At 60.3% G+C, this 19,441-nt stretch carries 20 protein-coding genes; 14 read left to right on the top strand and 6 right to left on the bottom strand.

Features of this window, described 5'->3' with window-relative positions:
• From H6B31_RS13735 to H6B31_RS13760, 6 genes are all read right to left on the bottom strand, one after another.
• Nucleotides 1-214: Jag N-terminal domain-containing protein (locus H6B31_RS13735; protein WP_204899022.1), on the bottom strand; the 214-nt coding region annotated here is incomplete at its 3' end.
• Between the two features lies 1 nt (nt 215).
• A complete protein-coding gene (locus tag H6B31_RS13740) occupies nt 216-1,655 on the bottom strand; it encodes a membrane protein insertase YidC (RefSeq protein WP_204899023.1) in 1,440 nt (479 codons plus the stop codon).
• 39 nt (nt 1,656-1,694) lie between these two features.
• Nucleotides 1,695-1,913, bottom strand: coding sequence for a membrane protein insertion efficiency factor YidD (gene yidD / locus H6B31_RS13745; protein ID WP_204899024.1), 219 nt, complete (start codon nt 1,911-1,913; stop codon nt 1,695-1,697).
• Nucleotides 1,910-2,263 carry a ribonuclease P protein component gene (gene rnpA, locus H6B31_RS13750; RefSeq protein WP_087290750.1) on the bottom strand — a complete coding sequence of 118 codons (354 nt, stop codon included), beginning with the start codon at nt 2,261-2,263 and terminating at the stop codon, nt 1,910-1,912. The genes yidD and rnpA overlap by 4 nt, the downstream gene beginning before the upstream one ends.
• 871 nt (nt 2,264-3,134) lie before the next feature.
• Nucleotides 3,135-3,269: a 50S ribosomal protein L34 gene (rpmH, locus tag H6B31_RS13755; RefSeq protein ID WP_023346672.1), complete on the bottom strand. Its 135-nt coding sequence runs from the start codon at nt 3,267-3,269 to the stop codon at nt 3,135-3,137.
• 127 nt (nt 3,270-3,396) lie between these two features.
• Entirely contained in the window at nt 3,397-3,852 is a 456-nt protein-coding gene (locus H6B31_RS13760) for a hypothetical protein (protein ID WP_204899025.1), read from the bottom strand.
• Here H6B31_RS13760 and dnaA point away from each other — a divergent pair.
• From dnaA to H6B31_RS13830, 14 genes are all read left to right on the top strand, one after another.
• Nucleotides 3,851-5,164, top strand: coding sequence for a chromosomal replication initiator protein DnaA (gene dnaA / locus H6B31_RS13765; protein WP_087290746.1), 1,314 nt, complete (start codon nt 3,851-3,853; stop codon nt 5,162-5,164). The genes H6B31_RS13760 and dnaA overlap by 2 nt on opposite strands.
• A 359-nt stretch (nt 5,165-5,523) precedes the next feature.
• Complete coding sequence (gene dnaN / locus H6B31_RS13770) at nt 5,524-6,633, top strand: DNA polymerase III subunit beta (RefSeq protein WP_204899026.1); 1,110 nt, start codon at nt 5,524-5,526, stop codon at nt 6,631-6,633.
• A gap of 1 nt (nt 6,634) precedes the next feature.
• On the top strand, nt 6,635-7,060 hold the full coding sequence (locus tag H6B31_RS13775) for an acyl-CoA thioesterase (protein WP_204899027.1): 426 nt from the start codon (nt 6,635-6,637) through the stop codon (nt 7,058-7,060).
• 58 nt (nt 7,061-7,118) lie between these two features.
• Nucleotides 7,119-7,811 carry a 4Fe-4S double cluster binding domain-containing protein gene (locus tag H6B31_RS13780; protein WP_204899028.1) on the top strand — a complete coding sequence of 231 codons (693 nt, stop codon included), beginning with the start codon at nt 7,119-7,121 and terminating at the stop codon, nt 7,809-7,811.
• Between the two features lie 916 nt (nt 7,812-8,727).
• Nucleotides 8,728-8,943, top strand: a complete 216-nt coding sequence (locus H6B31_RS13785; protein WP_204899029.1) for an RNA-binding S4 domain-containing protein — start codon at nt 8,728-8,730, stop codon at nt 8,941-8,943.
• The gene (gene recF / locus H6B31_RS13790; protein ID WP_204899030.1) at nt 8,940-10,043 is read left to right on the top strand and encodes a DNA replication/repair protein RecF; all 1,104 of its coding nucleotides are present in this window, start codon (nt 8,940-8,942) and stop codon (nt 10,041-10,043) included. Before H6B31_RS13785 ends, recF begins: the two co-directional genes overlap by 4 nt.
• A 33-nt stretch (nt 10,044-10,076) precedes the next feature.
• The gene (locus tag H6B31_RS13795; protein ID WP_204899031.1) at nt 10,077-10,379 is read left to right on the top strand and encodes a Tat pathway signal protein; all 303 of its coding nucleotides are present in this window, start codon (nt 10,077-10,079) and stop codon (nt 10,377-10,379) included.
• Between the two features lie 841 nt (nt 10,380-11,220).
• Nucleotides 11,221-11,484 carry an extracellular matrix regulator RemB gene (gene remB, locus H6B31_RS13800; protein ID WP_087290734.1) on the top strand — a complete coding sequence of 88 codons (264 nt, stop codon included), beginning with the start codon at nt 11,221-11,223 and terminating at the stop codon, nt 11,482-11,484.
• A gap of 160 nt (nt 11,485-11,644) precedes the next feature.
• Nucleotides 11,645-13,588, top strand: a complete 1,944-nt coding sequence (gene gyrB / locus H6B31_RS13805; RefSeq protein WP_204899032.1) for a DNA topoisomerase (ATP-hydrolyzing) subunit B — start codon at nt 11,645-11,647, stop codon at nt 13,586-13,588.
• A 61-nt stretch (nt 13,589-13,649) separates the two neighbouring features.
• Nucleotides 13,650-14,021 (top strand): four helix bundle protein, encoded by a 372-nt coding sequence (locus tag H6B31_RS13810; protein WP_204899033.1) that lies wholly within the window; start codon nt 13,650-13,652, stop codon nt 14,019-14,021.
• 385 nt (nt 14,022-14,406) lie between these two features.
• Nucleotides 14,407-16,887, top strand: a complete 2,481-nt coding sequence (gene gyrA / locus H6B31_RS13815; protein WP_243419063.1) for a DNA gyrase subunit A — start codon at nt 14,407-14,409, stop codon at nt 16,885-16,887.
• Between the two features lie 79 nt (nt 16,888-16,966).
• Complete coding sequence (locus H6B31_RS13820; protein ID WP_204899035.1) at nt 16,967-17,434, top strand: SHOCT domain-containing protein; 468 nt, start codon at nt 16,967-16,969, stop codon at nt 17,432-17,434.
• A gap of 20 nt (nt 17,435-17,454) precedes the next feature.
• On the top strand, nt 17,455-17,913 hold the full coding sequence (locus tag H6B31_RS13825; protein ID WP_204899036.1) for a DIP1984 family protein: 459 nt from the start codon (nt 17,455-17,457) through the stop codon (nt 17,911-17,913).
• Between the two features lie 1,031 nt (nt 17,914-18,944).
• Nucleotides 18,945-19,382: an endonuclease domain-containing protein gene (locus H6B31_RS13830; protein ID WP_204899037.1), complete on the top strand. Its 438-nt coding sequence runs from the start codon at nt 18,945-18,947 to the stop codon at nt 19,380-19,382.
• Nucleotides 19,383-19,441: the final 59 nt, after the last annotated feature.

A 19,441-nucleotide genomic window follows, 5' to 3' on the forward strand; every position in this document is an offset into this window, starting at 1 on the left:
TCTCCGGGGCGGGGGAGGAGGGCTCCTCATCCTCGCCGGGGACCTCGTAGCTCACCCGGACCTTGGCGGGGTTGCCGCCGAAGCCCAGGAAGCCGGACTTGGCCCGCTCAATGACCTCCACGGATACGTCGTCCCGGTCCAGGCCCAGCTGGAACAGGGCGGCGGCAATGGCGTCTTCCTCAGAACGTCCGGTGGTCTCGATCCACTTTCTCATATCAGACACCTTCCTTCTTGTCGTCCTCGTCCTCGGGGATCTCTACTTCCACCTGCTCCACTTCCACTTCGACCTCCTCGGTCTCCACGGGAGCGGAGGTCTCTGCCTCAGCGGGAGCGGGGATCTCGGGGGCGGCCTCAGCCTCCTGAACAGGAGTCTCCTGGACCTGGGTCAGCTGGGGCTGCTCCTCCTGGGAAATGGGCTTGGTCTCTTTCTCGGTGGCGGGGGAGGTCTTTTCGGCCTCCTTCTTGTCCTTTCTGCCCTTCTTACCCTTCTGGGCATTCTGGGCCTCCGCCTGGGCCTTCAGCAGCTCGCTGGGGTCCCGGTAGGGCTGCACGCCGCCGAAGCGGTTGGGGTCGTAGGCACGGCCCCGGGCATAGGCCCGGATACCGATGCGGCTGTCGTCCTTGTTGATGCCGGGCTCGGTGGGCTCGGTCTTCTTGGGCTTCTTCTTGCCCCGGTTCTTCTTCTCCTCCTCCAGGCGGCGCTGGCGCTCCAGACGGGCCTCCTCTTTGCGGCGCTTCTCGTCCTCTTTCTCCTGGCGCTCCCGCTCGGCGGCCTCGGCCCGGGCTCTCTCATAGTCCTTCTTCAGCAGGCGGCCGCAGATGAGCTCCTGGAAGATGGAGAAGATATACTGGGCGATCCAGTAGATGGACAGGCCGGCGGGGACGGTGAAGCCGATCCACAGGGACATGATGGGCATGAAGATCATCATGGTGCGGTTGGTCTTGGCCATCTGATCGTTCTGCTCGCCGCCCCGGTTCATCTGGTTGGTCTTCATGCTCACATACATGGACAGCAGCGAGGTGCCCACCGACACCAGGGGCAGCAGGAACAGGCCGATGTTGCCCCAGACCAGGCCGCCCTCCGCGCTCCAGAAGTTCAGCTGGGGAATGTTGGCCAGATTGATGCCCAGGAACTCCACGTTCATGGAGAACAGTCCGGCACCCGCCGACTCGCCCAGGGCAGCCTTCACCTGCTCCAGCACGGCGGGGTCGGCGATAGCCTTCAGCATGGCGATCTGGGGATAGGTGCCGGAGTTGGCCACGCCGGTGACCTCAGCCACCGTGTTGATCATGTCCGCGGGCACGTTCATCAGATAGGTCAGGGGCTCCCGGATGATGCCGTACAGCACCATCAGGAAGATGATGGGAATGAAGGACCACAGGCACCCGCTCATGGGGTTGACCTTCTCCTTCTCATAGAGCTTCTGGATCTCCAGGTTATAGCGCTCCCGGTCCTTGCCGTACTGCTTCTGCAGCTGCTGCATTTTACTGGAGAGCAGGTTCATCTGGATCATGCTCTTTTTGCCCTTCAGGTTGAAGGGGAAGAGCACCAGTTTGATAACCAGGGCGAATAAAATCAGGGCGATGCCGTAGTTCTGGGAAAAATCATAAAACAGCATCAACAGCCATGCAAATGGCGTCAGAATAATACCCACAACGGTACCTCCACATTGTAAATTGAATCCGGCCGGGTCCTACGGCACGGGGTCGTACTCGATGGACTTCTGCCGGTGGAAGGGGTTGCACCGCAGAATGCGGCGCACGGCCAGAAGGCCGCCCTTCAGGGCGCCGTACTTCTCCACCGCCTCCAGGGCATAGGCCGAGCAGGTGGGGATGAAGCGGCAGCAGGGGGGACGGGCGGGAGAGATCTCCCGCTGGTAGAACCGGATCATCCAGATCAGCAGTGCTTTCACGGCCGCGCCTCCCGGGGCGGACAGATCCCCAGCTTGCGCATGAGCTGGAGAAAGCTGCGCTCCAGCTCCGGGTACCGGCCGTAGATCACCCGGGCGCGGGCCACCACCACCACGTCGTAGCCCGGCAGAAGCCGGTGCTCGTTGGTGCGGTAGAGCTCCCGAATGCGGCGGCGGGCCCGGTTGCGCTTGACGGCGTTGCCCAGCTTCACCCCCGTGGTGATGCCCAGACGGCTCACCGGCCGGTTGGTCTTCCGGCAGTAGACGGCGAAGTAGGGGGACACGGCGCTTTTGCCCTTGCTGTACAGCCGGCGGAACTCATGATTTTGTTTTAGTGCTATGGTGTGCTTCATGAAGGGTTCCTCCGGATGGTTTTGGAGATATTGGGTGTTCGGATACAATAAAATCAGACGCGGGGGATTTTGCCGCCTGCGGGCGGCGAGTTTCTTTCTGGATGCCCAGAAAGAAACCAAAGAGGCACCAGGGCGCGGCTCAAGTTGTGCGTCGGGGGACGCTATATTTTGAGACATTCCCTCATTTCCGTAGGGGCGGCACACTGGGCCGCCCGTCCGTTTGCGGGACGGCGCGTCTGGGAGGCCGCGCCCTACAGAGGAAGGTAAAACCTGCCCCCTCATCCGCCCCAGTGTGTGCACTGGGGCACCTTCCCCCCAAGGGGAAGGTTTAGGAGGCGCAGGATGCGCACCAGGAGCGTTGGCTGAGAAAACCCAGGCGCAGTCCTTAAACCGCACCAGGCCCTAATTTTTGCAAACCCAGGGCCCAGTGGCCCGGAAGGAATCGCGGAACGCCACTCAGATTTTGCGCGCCGGAAATGTTCTGCCCATTTCAAGGGGTAACCCCCGTAACGGGGTCCGGGGAAAGCGGTCCTATGGACCTAGGCGAAGCACAGCGGAGCCGTAGTCCATCGGCCGCGTCCCCGGCGATCCTTTGGTTACTTTCCCATCGCTGGGAAAGTAACCCGCCCCGCAGGGCGGAACTCTCCCGCCGCCCGCAGGCGGCGAAACTTCCTGCGGAAAAACACCGAAGCGGCGCGTCCAGGAGGCCGCGCCCTACAAAGCAGAACAAAAATCCCCTGCCCACAGGGCAGAAAAACCTCCGTATGCACCGCAGGGGCGGGGGAAACATTCCCACGCCCCTATTTACGCGTCTGTTCGATTTGTGTCCTTTTGCCGTATCTCCATCGGATGATGGCAGTCTGTCCCAAACTCAGTGGGTCAGGCGGACGCGGCCCTTGGCGCGGCGGCGGGCCAGCACCTTGCGGCCATTGCGGGTGGCCATACGCTTGCGGAAGCCGTGCTCCTTGGAACGCTGGCGCTTCTTGGGCTGATAGGTACGAAGCATGGGGGACACCTCCTCATCTAATTTCAAGCCGGCGGACCGGCCCAACAACAGCCGTCTCCGGCTGCGGTTCGCAGATACTTCCCGGAAAAAGGGTAGAATGACCCTCTCCCTGGAATGACGGCTTCCATTATAGCGCCTGACTTTTCTTCCTGTCAACTCCTTTTTTGCTCTTTTCCACAAACTTTTCCGTTTTTTCTTGGAAGACACCACATCTTGTGGTGGTTTTTCTCTCATCCCATATGGTTTCAGTCATTGTTTCCATTCTTTCACAGATCCCCCCGGTACAGTGGAAAATTTCCGATACATTTAAAATAAAAAAGCCGGTGAAATCCTTGCGGCCAGAGGTGATTTTTGCTATAATAAATCTGATCAAACTGGCGGCTCTCTCCGATCCGGGGACGGGCCGCGCCGGAACACGCGCTGAACGGGTCCCCTGCCCGAATAGGGCCGCGGGGGGCCTCTCTTTTTCTTCGGTCCGAATCCAGCAGCATCTCCACAGCTGCGGGCGGGAGCACCTCGGCATTCCGCCCGTATTGCTATGCCCTTCGGCCGTTATTTTTCTGTAAGGAGGTCTTCCTTTCATGAATCCTGCCGCCGATGTCTGGTCCAAGGTCATCACTCTGATGCAGCCCGATATGACCGCCACCACCATCAATACCTGGTTCGACGACGCCTCCGCCGTCGCCCTGGAGGACGACCGCTTCGTCCTCTACTCGCCCACCCGCTTCAAGCGGGACATCATCGCCACCCGCTACGTGGGGAAGATCCAGGCCGCCCTGCGGGAGCTGTTTTCCTGCGACATGGACGTGGTGGTGCTCACTGAGGGAGAGCTGGACCAGTACAGCCAGCCGGAGAAGGACAATTTCTTCCCCGGCACCGAGGAGTACACCTTCGAGCGCTTCGTGGTGGGCTCCTCCAATAAGTTTGCCCACGCCGCCGCCCGGGCGGTGGCCGACAACCCGGGCAAGAGCTACAACCCCCTGTTCATCTACGGGGAGTCCGGCCTGGGCAAGACCCACCTGCTGTACGCCATCGCCCACACCATCCACAAGAACCACCCGGAGTACAAGGTGGTTTACATCAAGGGGGACACCTTCACCAATGAGCTGATCCAGGCCATCCGGGAGGGAAGAAACGCGGAGTTCCGGGAGAAGTACCGGGGCGCCGATGTGTTCCTCATGGACGACGTGCAGTTCATCGCCGGCCGGGACTCCACCCAGGAGGAGATGTTCCACACCTTCAACACCCTGTACGAGCTGAAAAAGCAGATCGTCTTCACCTCCGACCGCCCCCCCAAGGAGATGCTGCGCCTGGAGGATCGTCTGAAGACCCGGTTCGAGTGGGGCCTGCTGGCGGACATCCAGCCCCCCGACTACGAGACCCGCATGGCCATCATCAAGAACAAGGCCATCCGCATGGGGGTGGAGCTGCCTGAGTTCCTCCTCCAGCTCATCGCGGAGAATATCACCGCCAACGTGCGGCAGATCGAGGGCACCGTCAACAAGATCATGGCCTACCAGCAGCTCATGGGGGATTCGGTGGACAAGGACACCGTCATCCGGGCGGTCAAGGACATGTTCAAGGAGAAGTCCGACATCGTGCCCACCGCCGACGTGATCATCGACGAGGTGTGCAAGTTCTACAACATCGAGCCGGCCACCCTCCGGGGCCAGGGCCGGGCCAAGGACATCTCCCTGGCCCGCCAGATCGCTATGTACCAGATCCGGCGCATGACCAACCTGTCTCTCAAAGAGATCGGCAAGGAGTTCGACAACCGGGACCACACCACCGTCCTCCACTCCATCGAGCGTATCGAGGACCTGGTGAAGACCGACCCGGAGAAGGCGGAGATCATCAAAGACATCACCGCCAACATCAACATCCGCTATGAATAAACTCCCTGCGCCCAGTCATCTCCTATCTTCTATCTCTTAACTCCTATCTCAATTTATCCCCAAGCCGCTCCCCTTTTGTGGAGAAAAAGGCCTGTCCTTTTTCGACCTAAATTATCCACAGTTAAATGTGGAAAACTTGTTGCATAGTGTGGAAAACTTTCCTTCGCCCCAACGGCTGTGGAAAGCGGCAAAAATTTTTTCACACCCCCTGTGGACGCTTTTTTCTTAGCGCCCCAACGGCTTCCCCAGGTTTTCCACATTTTTTCCTCCTACGGACTACTGTTACTAAAATTTTTAATCCTCTCCTCTCTCTGCGGAGAGAGAAAGCAGGAAACGACGCAGAAGGAGGCGTACACAGCATGAAATTTTCCTGTGAGAAGGCCCTCTTGGTCTCTGCAGTCGCCACTACCTCTCGAGCTGTGGCGGCAAAGAGCTCCATTCCGGCCATGGAGGGCATTTTAATTGAGGCGGACACCCGCCTGCGCCTTACCGGCTATGACTTGGAAAAGGGAATTCAAGCCACTGTCCCCGCGGAGATCCAGGAGCCCGGCTCTCTGGTGCTGTCTGCACGGCTGTTTGGGGAAATTATCCGGAAAATGCCCGACGATGTGGTGGTGTTCACCGCTCAAAACTATATGGTGAACATCAAGTGCGGCCTGAGCGAGTTCAACATTCTGGGCACCGATCCGGAGGAATTTCCAGAATTACCCACTGTGGACCAGCAAAACTCCCTTACCTTGGAGCAGAGCGTGCTGCGTTCCATGATTTCCCAGACCCTCTTCGCCGTCAGCGACAACGAGAGCCGCCCCATCCACACCGGCTCCCTGTTTGAGGTGGAAAAAAACGGGCTCACCGTGGTGTCGGTGGACGGCTACCGGCTGGCCCTGCGCCGGGAGGCTGTGGATAAAATTGATGGGGCCGAGTCCTTCTCCTTCGTGGTCCCCGGCTCCGCCCTCAGCGAGGTGGAAAAAATCTGCTCCGGCGAGGGGCCGGTGACCATCAGCCAGGGGGCCCGGCACATCCTATTCCAGGCGGGGGAGACCCTGCTGGTATGCCGCCGGCTGGAGGGGGAATTTTTGGCCTACCGCAACGCCATTCCCCGGAACAACCCCATCCAGGTGGAGTGCGACGCCCGCACCCTTTTGGCCTCCATCGACCGCGTCTCTCTGATCATCAGCGAGAAGCTGAAGAGCCCCCTGCGGTGCGTGTTCGGGGACGGCATGGTGTCCATCACCACCAAGACGGGCATCGGCGACGCCTCCGACCAGTGCCCCATCACCGGGGACGGCCAGAATCTGGAGATCGGCTTTAACAACAAGTATCTGATGGACGCCCTGAAGGCGGCTCCGGCGGACAAGCTGAAGCTGGAGTTCTCCTCCGGCGTGGCCCCCTGCGTCATCCTGCCCGCCGAGGGGGAGGAGAACTTCATCTATATGGTGCTGCCCGTGCGGCTGAAGGCGGGGAACTGACATGGAGTGGAAGCCCTACCTGCGGAAGGTGCAGTTTTACGAGACGGACAGCATGGGTGTGGTCTACCACGGCAACTACATCCACTGGATGGAGGAGGCCCGCACCGACTTTCTGGAGCAGATCGGCTGGGGCTATGAGCGGGCCACGGCGGCGGGGATCGACTTCGCCCTCACCGACATCTCCTGCTCCTACAAAAAGACCACCAAGTTTGGACAGACCCTGGCCATTGAGATGAAGGTGAGAAAACTCACCCCCGCCCGGCTGGTGCTGGAATACCGGATGACCGACGCGGAGACAGGGGAGCTCCACACCCTGGGGACCTCCTCTCACTTCTTCTATGACCGGAGGACAGAACAGCCGGTGGCCCTGAAAAAGGTGTTCCCGGAGCTGTATGCGCTCCTGCAGGAGTGTGTGGAGAAAGTCTGAGACAAATTCAACCGCCTGTTTGTCCGGCATAGCCGCGGTTCAGATTGGAGTGAGGTCCGTGAATGCAGAAGCGCTGAAACAATCTCTGTTTGACCGGCTGAGAGAAACGGGCGCCAAATTGATGGGAGTGGGAGACCTGCGTGGGATTGTGGACGGCGGCCTGACCACCGGCGTTTCGGTAGCCGTGCCGGTACCCAGGCACATTGTCCGGGACCTGCAGACCGCCCCCACCAGGGAATATTACGACGCCTACCACGCCTTGAACGCCCAGCTGGACGAGATCGTGGAGTGCGGAGCGGCATTTCTGGAGAAAAACGGGTTTCAAGCCTATGCCAATACCACAAAGGTGGTCAAGAAGGATGAAAACTGGTGTACGCCCCTGCCCCATAAGACGGTGGCCACCCGGGCGGGACTGGGCTGGATCGGAAAGAGCTGCCTGCTGGTGACCCCACAGTATGGGGGCGCGGTGCGAATCTCCAGCCTGCTCACCGACGCGCCCCTGCCGGCGGACCGGCCGGTGAACGCCAGCCGGTGCGGAGGGTGTTCCGTCTGTGTGGACAACTGCCCCGGAGAGGCGCTTACCGGCACACTCTGGACGGTGGGGACACAGAGAGCGGACATCCTCCGAAAAGAGGTTTGCAAAAAGACCCAGATCGCCCGCATGAAGCGGGCCACGGGGATCGAGGTGGACCTGTGCGGGCTCTGCTTCGCCGTGTGTCCCTATACACAGAGGTATCTGCGGGAGGGGTGAGGCCCTTGGAGCTCCCGCCGGGGGCGGTGCATGACAAGGAGTCACCCTCATCCGTCTGGCCTAACGGCCAGCCACCTTCCCCCCATGGGAAGGCTTGGCGGGCGGAACGTGGACCCGCCCCTACAAAGGGGTGCAAACCTTGCCCCCTCATCCGCCTCGCATTCGCTCGGCACCTTCCCCCCTAGGGGAAGGTTTAGGGTGCGTTTGAACGAAAGACATACAAACCTGTCGGCGTTCCCCTCATCCGTCACGACCTTCGGTCGTGCCTCCCTACCCCTTTTGGCCTTCGGCCATTTCCCCCTGATAGGGGGAATCGTCCTTCCCCCAGGGGAAGGCTTGCGGGCGGCTGATAGCCGCCCCTACAGTCCACCGGAAACCAGTAGGGGCGCATAGCATGCGCCCGCCAGGATTCGCACCGGTACCGTTGGTTCGGCAAACCCAGGCGCGGCGGCGGAACCGTAGCAGTCCCAATTTTCTTCCCGCTCAGGCCCCCAGTGGGGCCGGATGGGACCGCGCTCGAGCACTCCTGATTTTGCGCGCCGGAAGGATTCTGCCTGCCCCAAGGGATAACCCCCGTAAAAGGGGGCCGGGGAAAGGCGAATATGAGCGCGAAGCGCTCATCTGAGCCGTCCCCGGTGGCGTTTTGGTTCCTTTGCCGCCATGGGCAAAGGAACTCGCCGCCCGCAGGCGGCGAAATCCCTCTGCGAAAAGAGCCATCCAGCGGCCCGATGAGGGCATCGGGCCCTACAAAAAAGCGTTCTATCATCGCCCCCTCATCCGTCACGGCTTCGCCGTGCCACCTTCCCCCCAGGGGGAAGGCTTTGGTGGGGAGGAGCCATCATTCGTCCCAGGGGGAAGGCTTGAAAAATGTGGCGGCGGAATCCCCCTGCGAAAAAACTGACAAGGAATTGATGCTATGCAGACCGAAACCATACAGATCCACACTGAATTTATCAAGCTCCAGGACCTTTTGAAGTTCGCCGGAGCGGTGGAGACCGGCGGGGACGCCAAGCTGATTATCCAGGAAGGCCGGGTGGCCGTCAACGGGGAGCCCTGCACCATGCGGGGCAAGAAGATGCGCCCCGGGGATCGGGCGGTCATCGACGGCGAGCTGGAACTGGTGGTCCAATGATCCTAAACGCTCTGGAGCTGGATTTTTTCCGGAACTACGTCCACTTCCAGTCCGACTTCGACCCCAGGGTGAACCTGATCTACGGGGAGAACGCCCAGGGCAAGACCAACCTGCTGGAGGCCATCGCCTACCTGTCCTCCGCCAAGTCCCACCGGGCCCGGTACGACCGGGAGATGATCATGCTGGACATCGACGGGGCCTTTTTGAAGGGGACAGTGGACAGCCGGGGCCGGACCTTCACCCTGGAGGCCAAGCTGCACCGGGGGAAAAGCCGGCAGCTCTACTCCAACGGGGTGCGGCTGAAGACCGCCGGGGAGCTCTCGGGCATCCTGACCACGGTGCTGTTCTGCCCGGAGGACCTGTACCTGATCCGGGAGGGGGCGGCCGCCCGGCGAAAGTTCCTGGATCTGGCTATCTGCCAGCTGCGGCCCAGGTACGCCCAGGCCCTGGGGGAGTACAACCGCCTCTATGAGCACAAGACCCGCATCCTGCGGGACTGGCCGGAGAATCCCTCCCTCCTTCAGACCCTGGACGACTTCAGCCTGCGTATGGCCCAGACCGGGGCTCTGGTGGTCCATTACCGGGCCCACTTTGTGAAGCGGCTTCAGGAGACCGCGCCCCCCATCCACCGGGACTTTTCCGGCGGGCGGGAGACTTTGTCCCTGCGGTATGAGACGGTGTCCACCGTCACCGACCCCCTGGCCCCGCCCCGGACCATTTTGGAGGAGATTTTGACCCACCAGGAGCGCCACCGGCAGGCAGAGCTGGACGCCCGGCAGTGCCTCACCGGCCCCCACAAGGACGACTTGGCGGTGGAGCTGGACGGCCGGTCCGCCAAGACCTACGGCTCCCAGGGGCAGACCCGCACCGCCGCCCTCTCCCTGAAGCTGGCCCAGCGGGAGATCTTCTTCCAGGAGACCGAGGAGTACCCCCTCCTTCTGCTGGACGACGTGCTGTCTGAACTGGACGCAAAACGGCAATCCTTTGTATTGAACCACATCCAGGGAGGACAGATCTTCATCACCTGCTGTGAGGAGGAGAAGCTGGAGGGGCTGGAGCAGGGGCGGAGTTTCCATATCCGGGAGGGAAAGCTGGTATGACGGCCCTGCGGGGCCGGTTCCAGGAGGAATATTATGCCCATTGTCATTGGAATTTTCTGCTTGCTGCCGCTGGGGATCGGCCTTGTGCTGGAGTACCTGTGCTGCCGCGTCCCGAAGCGAAAGATCTGGCGGGCCCTGCCCCCGGTGCTGTCGGTGCTCTTTGTGGGGATCGTCGGCGTGGGGCGGTGGAATATGTGGACCTCGGAGGAGGTATCCCCGGTGACACAGCTCATTTTGTTCCCCGGACTGCCGGGGATTTTCCTGCTGATCGGGTGTTACCTGGGATGGCGGCTGTGGAAGTGGTTTTGGAGGCCCAGGGTGATCAAAGGGCCGTAGATTTTCGCAGGGGGGATTCCGCTGTCTGCGGACAGCGGGTTACTTTGCCCGCGGCGGCAAAGTAACCAAAACGCCGCCGGGGACGGCTCCGATGGGCACTTCGTGCCCATAGTCGCCTTTCCCCGGACCCCATTACGGGGGACGCCCTCCTGTTTTGTAGGAGCTTCATTTCCGGCGCGCAAAATCAGGAGTGCTTGGGTGCGGTTCCGTCCGGGCCCACTGGGGCCCTGGATGTGCAAAATTTGATTTTGCTGCGATTTTCGGACCGCGCCTGGGTTTGCCCAGCTAACGGTACCGGTGCAAATCCCGGCGGGCCGGTCTAGGACCGGCCCCTGCGGGGGAAACCGAGCTGGGAGCGTTGGTTCGGCAGAGTCAGGCGCAGATATAGAACTGCACCAGTCCCAATTTTCTTCCCGCTCAGGCCCCCAGTGGGGCCGAATGGAATGGCACCCAAGCACTCCTGGTCTTGCGCGCCGGAAATATTTTGCTCGGCCCAAGGGATAGCCCCCGTAATGGGGGTCCGGGGAAAGGCGAATATGAGCGCGAAGCGCTCATCTGAGCCGTCCCCGGTGGCGTTTTGCCTACTTTGCCGCCATGGGCAAAGTAGGTCGCCGCCCGCAGGCGGCGAAATCCCCCCTGTGAGGAACGAAACCGCTCTATCATCGCCCCCTCATCCGTCACGGCTTCGCCGTGCCACCTTCCCCCCGAGGGGAAGGCTTTTGGGGGGAGTACCCCCTCATCCGCCCCAGGGGGGAAGGCTAAAAGGAGGACGGCGGCGAAATCAACATAACAAAATAATCCACAAAATCAACGTCGAATGTGGAAAAAAGGAGGGAATCTCATGTACCTGCACCTGGGCCAGTCGGTGGTGGTGCCACACAAGAACATTTTGGGCATCTTCGACCTGGACAACTCCAGCTGGGCCTTCAAGACCCGGGAGTTTTTAGAGCGGGCCGAGCAGGAGGGGAGGGTGGTGTCGGTGTGCGACGACCTGCCCCGGTCCTTTGTGCTGGTGGGCGGGGAGGAGGGCCCGCCCACGGTATATATCTCTCAGCTGTCCCCGTCCGCCCTGCTGCGGCGCACAGAGAGCAACTGGTTTGAGTAATGCAGAATGCAGAAATGCAGAATGCAGAGTGTGAAAATCCGGATAAGACGGACACCATGAAAAAACGAAAAAGGCAGAAAACAGTCAGGAATGGAAGATAGAAAATACAATTTTGCATTCCTGCATTCTGCCTTCTGCATTTCATAAATTGGAGGTTATTATGTCAGAAGAATTAGAACTGAATTCCACCCAGGTGGAACACGAATACGGAGGCTCGGAGATCCAGGTGCTGGAGGGGCTGGAGGCGGTGCGCAAGCGCCCCGGCATGTACATCGGCTCCACCAGCGAGTCGGGTCTGCACCACCTGGTGTATGAGATCGTGGACAACTCCATCGATGAGGCCCTGGCGGGCTACTGCACTGACATCACCGTCACCATCAACCCCGGGAACACCATCACCGTCACCGACAACGGCCGCGGCATCCCGGTGGACATCCAGCCCCAGACCGGGCGGCCCGCCCTGGAGGTGGTCTTTACCGTCCTCCACGCGGGAGGAAAATTCGGCGGCGGCGGCTATAAGGTGTCCGGCGGCCTCCACGGCGTGGGCGCGTCGGTGGTCAACGCCCTGAGCGAGTGGCTGGAGGTCCAGGTCCACAAGAACGGGGAGATTTACGAGATGAAGTTCTCCCGGGGCAAGATCACCCAGGAGATGAAGGTGGTGGGCCGGACCGACCACACGGGGACCACCGTCACCTTCAAGCCCGACCCGGAGATGTTCGACACCCTGGAGTACAGCTACGACACCCTCCACACCCGCATGCGGGAGGAGGCCTTCCTCAACGCCGGGCTGCGCATCCAGACGGTGGACCTGCGCCCGGGTCAGGAGAAAGAGGACGACATGTGCTATGAGGGGGGCATCCGGGAATTTGTCTCCTTCATCAACAAGAACAAGACCCCCGTCCACGAGGACGTGATCTACATGGCGGGTGCCAAGGAGGACTCCATGGCGGAGGTGGCCATGCAGTACAACGACGGCTACAGCGAGATCATCGTCTCCTTTGCCAACAACGTCCACACCCCCGAGGGCGGCATGCACGAGGAGGGCTTCAAGCGGGCCCTCACCAATGTGCTCAACGCCTACGGCAAGAAGACCGGCCTGCTGAAAAACGACGACAAGGTGTCCGGCGACGACTGCCGGGAGGGCCTCACCTGTGTCATCTCGGTAAAGCTCACCGAGGCCCAGTTCGAGGGCCAGACCAAGGCCAAGCTGGGCAACAGCGAGATCCGCACCCTGGTCAACAACGTGGTCTCCGACAAGCTGGAGACCTATCTGGAGGAGAACCCTGCCGTGGGCCGGGCCATTCTGGAGAAGGCCATGATGGCCAACCGGGCCCGGGAGGCCGCCCGCCGCGCCCGGGAGAACATCCGCCGGAAGAACGCCCTGGAGGGGGCCACCCTTCCGGGCAAGCTGGCCGACTGCTATGAGCGGGACCCGGCCCTGACGGAAATTTACATCGTCGAGGGCGACTCCGCCGGCGGCTCCGCCAAGCAGGGCCGGGACTCCCGGTACCAGGCCATTCTCCCCCTGTGGGGCAAGATGCTCAACGTGGAGAAGGCCCGGGCGGACAAGGTGTATGGCAACGACAAGCTCACCCCGGTGATCACCGCCCTGGGGGCCGGCCTGGGGGAGGAGTTTGACGAGAGCAAGCTGCGCTACCACAAGGTGGTCATCATGGCCGACGCCGACGTGGACGGCGCCCACATCCGCACCCTGCTCCTCACCTTCTTCTTCCGCTTCATGCGGCCCCTCATCGAGCGGGGCTATGTGTACGCTGCCGTGCCCCCCCTCTATAAGCTGGTGCGGGGCAAGACCACCCGGGTGGCCTTCTCCGACGAGGAGCGGGACGCCATTTCCTCGGAAATGCGGGGCGGCAATCCCAACGTGAAAATCGACATCAGCCGCTTCAAGGGCCTGGGCGAGATGGACCCCCACGAGCTGTGGGAGACCACCATGGACCCGGAAAAACGCACCCTCAAGCGTATCACCATGGCCGACGCCGTCCGGGCCGACGAGATCTTCACCCTCCTCATGGGCGAGAAGGTGGAGCCCCGGCGGGAGTATATCGAATCCAACGCCCAGAAGGCCATGAACCTGGACTACTGATTCAATTGACAATGGACAATTGACAATGGACAATTTCCGTGGATGGAGACGGGTGGTTCTGATGAGAGAAAATGTGATTCAGGAAAAGAGCAAACGGTTTGCTATTCGGGTCATTCGCCTCTATCAGCATTTGAGCCAGGAGAAACGGGAGTTTGTTTTATCAAAGCAATTGCTGCGCAGCGGGACCAGTATTGGCGCTAATGTGCGTGAAGCTGTGCAGGGTTTCAGTCGGAGTGACTTCCGCTATAAAATGAGCCTTGCGCTGAAAGAAAGCGAGGAGACGCAATACTGGCTGGAGCTGCTCCATGAGACAGATTATCTGTCCCCCAAAGAGTTCGATTCCATCTATTCCGACGCACGGGAATTGACAAAAATCCTGACGTCCATTTTGAAAACCATCCAGAATGAATCCGATTCCAGGGTTCTGATGTAAAAAGCGATCTAATACAAAACAAGGTCTAAAAGTAGACCACATATGTAAAGACAGAAGCAGTATTTAAGGGAGCGCCTTCTACCAAAGAAAACGGATGAAGAAGCGCAGACCGGTTTAGAAATGGAAGCATTGTCAATTGTCAATTGTTCATTGTCAATTGTCATCGTTTCCCGGCAATTGACATTTGAACAAAGACGATGAAATGGGCCGTATGCCAAGCCAGAAACGAAACGAGGCAGATGGGTTCGGCTTCCCAATCATTGTCAATTGTCCATTGTCAATTGTCAATTGACGAGAGGTGATTATTTTGGCAAAAAAGCCTGACGAAGAAAAAGACATTTCTTTTCCCAATCAAAAGATTGTAAATATCAACCTGGAGCACGAGATGGAGAACGCGTACATTGAGTACGCCATGTCCGTCATCGTGGGCCGGGCCCTGCCCGACGTGCGGGACGGCCTGAAGCCGGTGCACCGCCGCATTCTCTACTCCATGTACGAGAGCGGCCTCACCAGCGACAAGCCCTTCAAGAAGTCGGCCACCTGCGTGGGCGACGTGCTGGGTAAGTACCACCCCCACGGCGATGCGTCGGTATACGACGCCATGGTCCGCCTGGGCCAGGACTTCTCCATGCGCTACTGCCTGGTGGAGGGCCACGGCAACTTCGGTTCCATCGACGGCGACCCCCCGGCCGCCTACCGTTACACCGAGGCCCGCATGTCCAAGATCGCCAACGAGATGCTCCGGGACATCGAGAAGGAGACGGTGGACTGGGACCCCAACTTCGACGAGAGCCGGAAGGAGCCCAGGGTGCTGCCCAGCCGCTTCCCCAACCTGCTGGTCAACGGCTCCAGCGGCATCGCCGTGGGCATGACCACCAACATCCCGCCCCACAACCTGCGGGAGGTCATCGACGCCACCATCTGCGTGCTGGACAACCGGGAGGCCACCCTGGACGACCTGATGGAGCACATCAAGGGCCCCGACTTCCCCACCCGGGGGATCATCATGGGCCGGTCCGGCATCCGGGCGGCCTACGCCACCGGAAAGGGCCACATCCGGGTGCGGGCCCGCACCGAGATGGAGGAGTTCGGCAACGGCCGCACCCGCATCATCGTCACTGAGCTGCCCTACCAGGTGAACAAATCCCGCCTGGTGGAGAACATCGCCGACCAGGTGAAGGACAAGCGGCTGGAGGGCATCTCCGGCCTGCGGGACGAGTCCGACGGCAAGAAGGGCATGCGCATCGTCATCGAGCTGAAAAAGGACGCCAACCCCCAGGTGGTGCTCAATCGCCTGTTCGCCCAGACCCAGATGCAGACCACCTTCGCCGTGGTCATGCTGGCCCTGGTGAACAACCAGCGCCAGCCCAAGATCCTCACCCTGCGGGGCATTCTGGACGAGTACATCGCCTTCCAGGAGCAGATCATCACCCGCCGGACCATCTACGACCGCCGCAAGGCCCAGGAGCGGGCCCATCTGCTCCAGGGACTGCTTATCGCCCAGGACAACATCGACGAGGTCATCCATATTATCCGCACCAGCTACGACGACGCCAAGGACAAGCTCATGGAGCGCTTCGGCCTGGACGACGTGCAGGCCCAGGCCATCCTGGACATGCAGCTCAAGCGGCTCCAGGGCCTGGAGAAGGAGAAGCTGGAGGCGGAGTTCGCCGAGCTGGAGAAAAAGATCGCCTACTACGACCAGCTGCTCTCCGACGAGGAGATGCTCCGGGGCGTGCTGAAGGATGAGCTCATCCAGATCCGGGACAAGTACGGAGACGACCGCAAGACCGAGATCGGTTTCGTGGAGGACGACATCGACATCGAGGACCTGATCGAGGAGGAGCAGTGCGTCTTCACCATGACCCAGGCGGGTTACCTCAAGCGCACCCCCGCCAGCGAATACACCGCCCAGTCCAAGGGCGGCATGGGTAAGAAGGGCATCACCACCCGGGAGGAGGATGTGGTGGAGAGCGTCTTCACCGCCTCCACCCACGACGAGATCCTGTTCTTCACCGACAAGGGCAAGGTGTATAAGAAGAAGGGCTATCAGATCCCCCAGGCGGGCAAGACGGCCAAGGGCACCAACATCGTCAACGTCCTCCAGGTGGAGAGCGGTGAGCGGGTGCAGGTCATGCTCCACGTGGAGAAGATGGAACAGGAGAGCTACCTGGTCATGGTCACCCGGAAGGGCACCGTGAAGCGCATCACCCTCTCCTCGCTGAAAAATATTCGGAACAACGGCATCCGGGCCATTAAGATGGACGAGGACGACCAGCTGGTAGAGGTCCGCCAGACCGACGGCGCCAAGAAGATCCTCATTGCCACCCACTTTGGGCTGGCCGTGTGCTTTGACGAGAACGATGTGCGTGTCATGGGCCGGGACGCCTACGGTGTGCGGGGCATCAAGCTGAGAGACGGAGACTACGTGGTGGGCGCCGCCCGGGCCACCGCCGGCAAGACGGTGCTGTCCATTACGGAAAACGGCTACGGCAAGCGCACCCCAGTGGAGGAGTACCGCATCACCAACCGGGGCGGTCTGGGCATCAAGAACTATGCCGTCACCGAGAAGACCGGGCCTGTGGTGGGCATCAAGGTGGTGGACGGCTCCGAGGACCTGCTGCTGGTCACCGCCGCCGGCATCCTCATCCGCACCCACGTGGACACCATCCGCATCGCCGGACGGGCCACCCAGGGCGTCATCGTCATGCGCTTCAAGGAGGAGGGGGACCAGGTGATCTCCCTGGCTCTGGCTGAGCGGGAGGAGGAAGAATCCACAAATGACCAGGAAAATGTGGAAAACCTGAAGGATGACACCGCAGATAGCGAGGAGACTTCCGCAGAAAAACACTCCGATTCGGAATAAATTTTTAGTTAAATACAAAATGAAATCATAAAAACAGCACAACTTCTCCTAAAACGGGGAAACTGGGAAGGAGGCAGCCATGAGAAGACACAGACGGGGACGAATTACCGTCCAGTCCCAGCCCACCGGTGCGGCCCGGGGCATGACACGCCTGATGGGGGTGATCCATGCTGTGTTCGGCTTTGTATTTGTGGTGATTTCCCTTACAGAGATCATGCCGGTCAGCGGGCTGTTTGGACTACCTTTCCTGCTGATAGGCGGATTCTTCTGCATCAACGGCATTCGGATTGCTGTGTCTAAAAATGGACTGGCCCACCGTGTGGGCTATGACGTGGAGACCGGGATTGAGGAGGAGACCATCGTTGGCCTCCTGGAGGACGTGGACCGGGAGGCGGAATCCCGACCTCAGGAGTCCCACGACCACATCCCCTCCACAGCCCTGGACGCCAAGGGACGGCTGGAACAGCTGGAGTCCCTGAAGTCCGCGGGTTTGATCACCCACGAGGAATATCAGAAAAAACGGGAGGAGATCCTGCGGGGTCTGTGACCGAAGGAAAGGAGACACCCATGAAATTAGCCAACGCCCTGTCCCAGCGCGCGGAGCTCCAGACCCGCATTCACCAGCTGGAGACCCGACTGTACAACAATGCCCAGGTCCAGGAGGGGGAGTCCCCCGCCGAGGACCCCCAGGACCTGCTCCAGGAGCTGGAGGAGGACTACGCCCGGCTGGAGGCGCTGATCGCCTGCATCAACCGTACCAACTGCTGCACGCTGGTGGATGGGGTCCCCCTGTCCGACCTGCTGGCCCGGCGGGACTGCCGGAAGGGCAAGCTGGGCATCCTGCGGAACTTCCTGGACAACGCCAGCGAGCTGGTGTCCCGCCGCACGGTGGGCGAGATCAGAATCCGCAGCACTGTGGATGTGCGCTCCATGCAGAAAGAGGTGGACCGGATGTCCAAGGAGCTGCGGGAGCTGGATGAGAAAATTCAGGAGGCAAACTGGACCACTGAGCTTTTGGAGGGGTGAGCGAAGGGAGATTTCGCCGCCTGCGGGCGGCGAGTGACTTTGCCCGCGGCGGCAAAGTCACCAAAACGCCGCCGGGGACGGCTCCAGAGGAGCACCGTTCCGGTGCTCCTAGTCGCCTTTCCCCGGACCCCTGTTTACGGGGGTTACCCCTTAAAGCGGGCACAACCCTTCCGGCGCGCAAGACCAGGTGTGCTTGGGTGCCATTCCATCCGGCCCCACTGGGGGCCTAAGCAGACGGAAAATTACAGCGATTGCAGTCCCACTTCTGCGCCTGAGTTTGCCGAACCAACGTCCTGGGGCCGTTTTCCGTTGTAGGGGCGCACAGTGTGCGCCCGCAGGCCGGTCTGGGACCGGCCCCTGGGAGGAGAACGGGACCGTCCCTGCATCCGGGTAGGGGCGGGTGTCCTCACCCGCCCGCCCCAGAGAATTTTTCCTTCTCTGTAGGGGCGGTCTTTGGCCGCCCGCAAGCCTTTCCTTTGGAAGGTGCCGAGCAAAACGAGGCAGATGAGGCCCGTAGGGGCGGCCCCATGTGGCCGCCCGCTCTTTGAGGGATAGTTCTCTGTAGGGCGGGGGCTCGCCCCCGCCGCCCCGGAGGCTTTCGATCCCCGCTGTGGAGCGCGGCCTCCCGGACGCGCCGTCCACTTGATTTCGGAAGGCGCCGTGGGGGAGATACACGGAGCCGCCCGGCTCTGCGGTTGAAAATTGAATATGGATTTTTTGGCAGCACAAAAAGCGGGCGTCACGCTCCCAGTGCCGGAGCAAATCGGCACATAGTACTGGCAACGCGCGGGACCATGCGTTGGGTTCGACTCCCAAGTTATGTTTATGTCCGGTATCGTTACATGGGTACTGTTACATATGACGTTTATTACCGGACGCCGGTTTTGTGCGGGTGGGTTTGGGGTTAAAATGCCTTCCCCTGGGGGAAGGCTGATTCCCCCTGTCAGGGGGAAATGGCGACCAAAGGGAGCCAAAAGGGGTAGGGAGCCCCAGTGCGCACACTGGGGCGGATGAGAGGGAGCAGTTTCCAAATGGCCGATGACTTTCTGCTTCAAGAATATGCTCGAAAATTAAGGAAAAATGCGACCGAAGAAGAAAATCTGCTTTGGTATCAATTTTTGCGCACGTATCCGATTCAGTTCCGGCGGCAAAAAGTCATTGGCCGATATATTGTTGATTTCTTTTGCTCAGAGGCTCGGCTGGTTGTAGAAGTGGACGGAGGACAGCATTTTGAAGACTCCGGACGCATCTCAGATGCGGAACGCACAGAATATCTGGAACAGATGCGAGGGTTTCAGGTACTTCGTTTTACAAATTTGGAAATCAAGTATCAGTTTACGGAAGTTTGTTCGGTCATTGATCGGAAAGTACAGCAGAACGTCCCCTCATCAGTCTCGCTTCGCTCGACAGCTTCCCCCCAAGGGGAAGCTTTAGGAGAGCACCTTCCCCTTGGGCGGATTGTCAAGTGAAGTGCAACGGTTTGTGAAAAAAGAGTTCAAGAGGAGATTTCCAGCCTAGGCATTTGCGC

This window comes from Pseudoflavonifractor capillosus (assembly GCF_016899775.1).
GTDB lineage: Bacteria > Bacillota > Clostridia > Oscillospirales > Oscillospiraceae > Lawsonibacter.

Bases quoted from the DNA above. Each gene is read 5' to 3' on its own strand.
- H6B31_RS13810 (WP_204899033.1), top strand. From the start codon at position 13,650: ATGAGAGAAAATGTGATTCAGGAAAAGAGCAAACGGTTTGCTATTCGG.
- H6B31_RS13760 (WP_204899025.1), bottom strand. From the start codon at position 3,852: ATGAAAGGAAGACCTCCTTACAGAAAAATAACGGCCGAAGGGCATAGC.
- H6B31_RS13775 (WP_204899027.1), top strand. From the start codon at position 6,635: ATGGAGTGGAAGCCCTACCTGCGGAAGGTGCAGTTTTACGAGACGGAC.
- H6B31_RS13830 (WP_204899037.1), top strand. From the start codon at position 18,945: ATGGCCGATGACTTTCTGCTTCAAGAATATGCTCGAAAATTAAGGAAA.
- gyrB (WP_204899032.1), top strand. From the start codon at position 11,645: ATGTCAGAAGAATTAGAACTGAATTCCACCCAGGTGGAACACGAATAC.
- H6B31_RS13795 (WP_204899031.1), top strand. From the start codon at position 10,077: ATGCCCATTGTCATTGGAATTTTCTGCTTGCTGCCGCTGGGGATCGGC.
- remB (WP_087290734.1), top strand. From the start codon at position 11,221: ATGTACCTGCACCTGGGCCAGTCGGTGGTGGTGCCACACAAGAACATT.
- H6B31_RS13820 (WP_204899035.1), top strand. From the start codon at position 16,967: ATGAGAAGACACAGACGGGGACGAATTACCGTCCAGTCCCAGCCCACC.
- recF (WP_204899030.1), top strand. From the start codon at position 8,940: ATGATCCTAAACGCTCTGGAGCTGGATTTTTTCCGGAACTACGTCCAC.
- dnaA (WP_087290746.1), top strand. From the start codon at position 3,851: ATGAATCCTGCCGCCGATGTCTGGTCCAAGGTCATCACTCTGATGCAG.
- rpmH (WP_023346672.1), bottom strand. From the start codon at position 3,269: ATGCTTCGTACCTATCAGCCCAAGAAGCGCCAGCGTTCCAAGGAGCAC.
- H6B31_RS13785 (WP_204899029.1), top strand. From the start codon at position 8,728: ATGCAGACCGAAACCATACAGATCCACACTGAATTTATCAAGCTCCAG.
- dnaN (WP_204899026.1), top strand. From the start codon at position 5,524: ATGAAATTTTCCTGTGAGAAGGCCCTCTTGGTCTCTGCAGTCGCCACT.
- rnpA (WP_087290750.1), bottom strand. From the start codon at position 2,263: ATGAAGCACACCATAGCACTAAAACAAAATCATGAGTTCCGCCGGCTG.
- H6B31_RS13825 (WP_204899036.1), top strand. From the start codon at position 17,455: ATGAAATTAGCCAACGCCCTGTCCCAGCGCGCGGAGCTCCAGACCCGC.
- gyrA (WP_243419063.1), top strand. From the start codon at position 14,407: ATGGAGAACGCGTACATTGAGTACGCCATGTCCGTCATCGTGGGCCGG.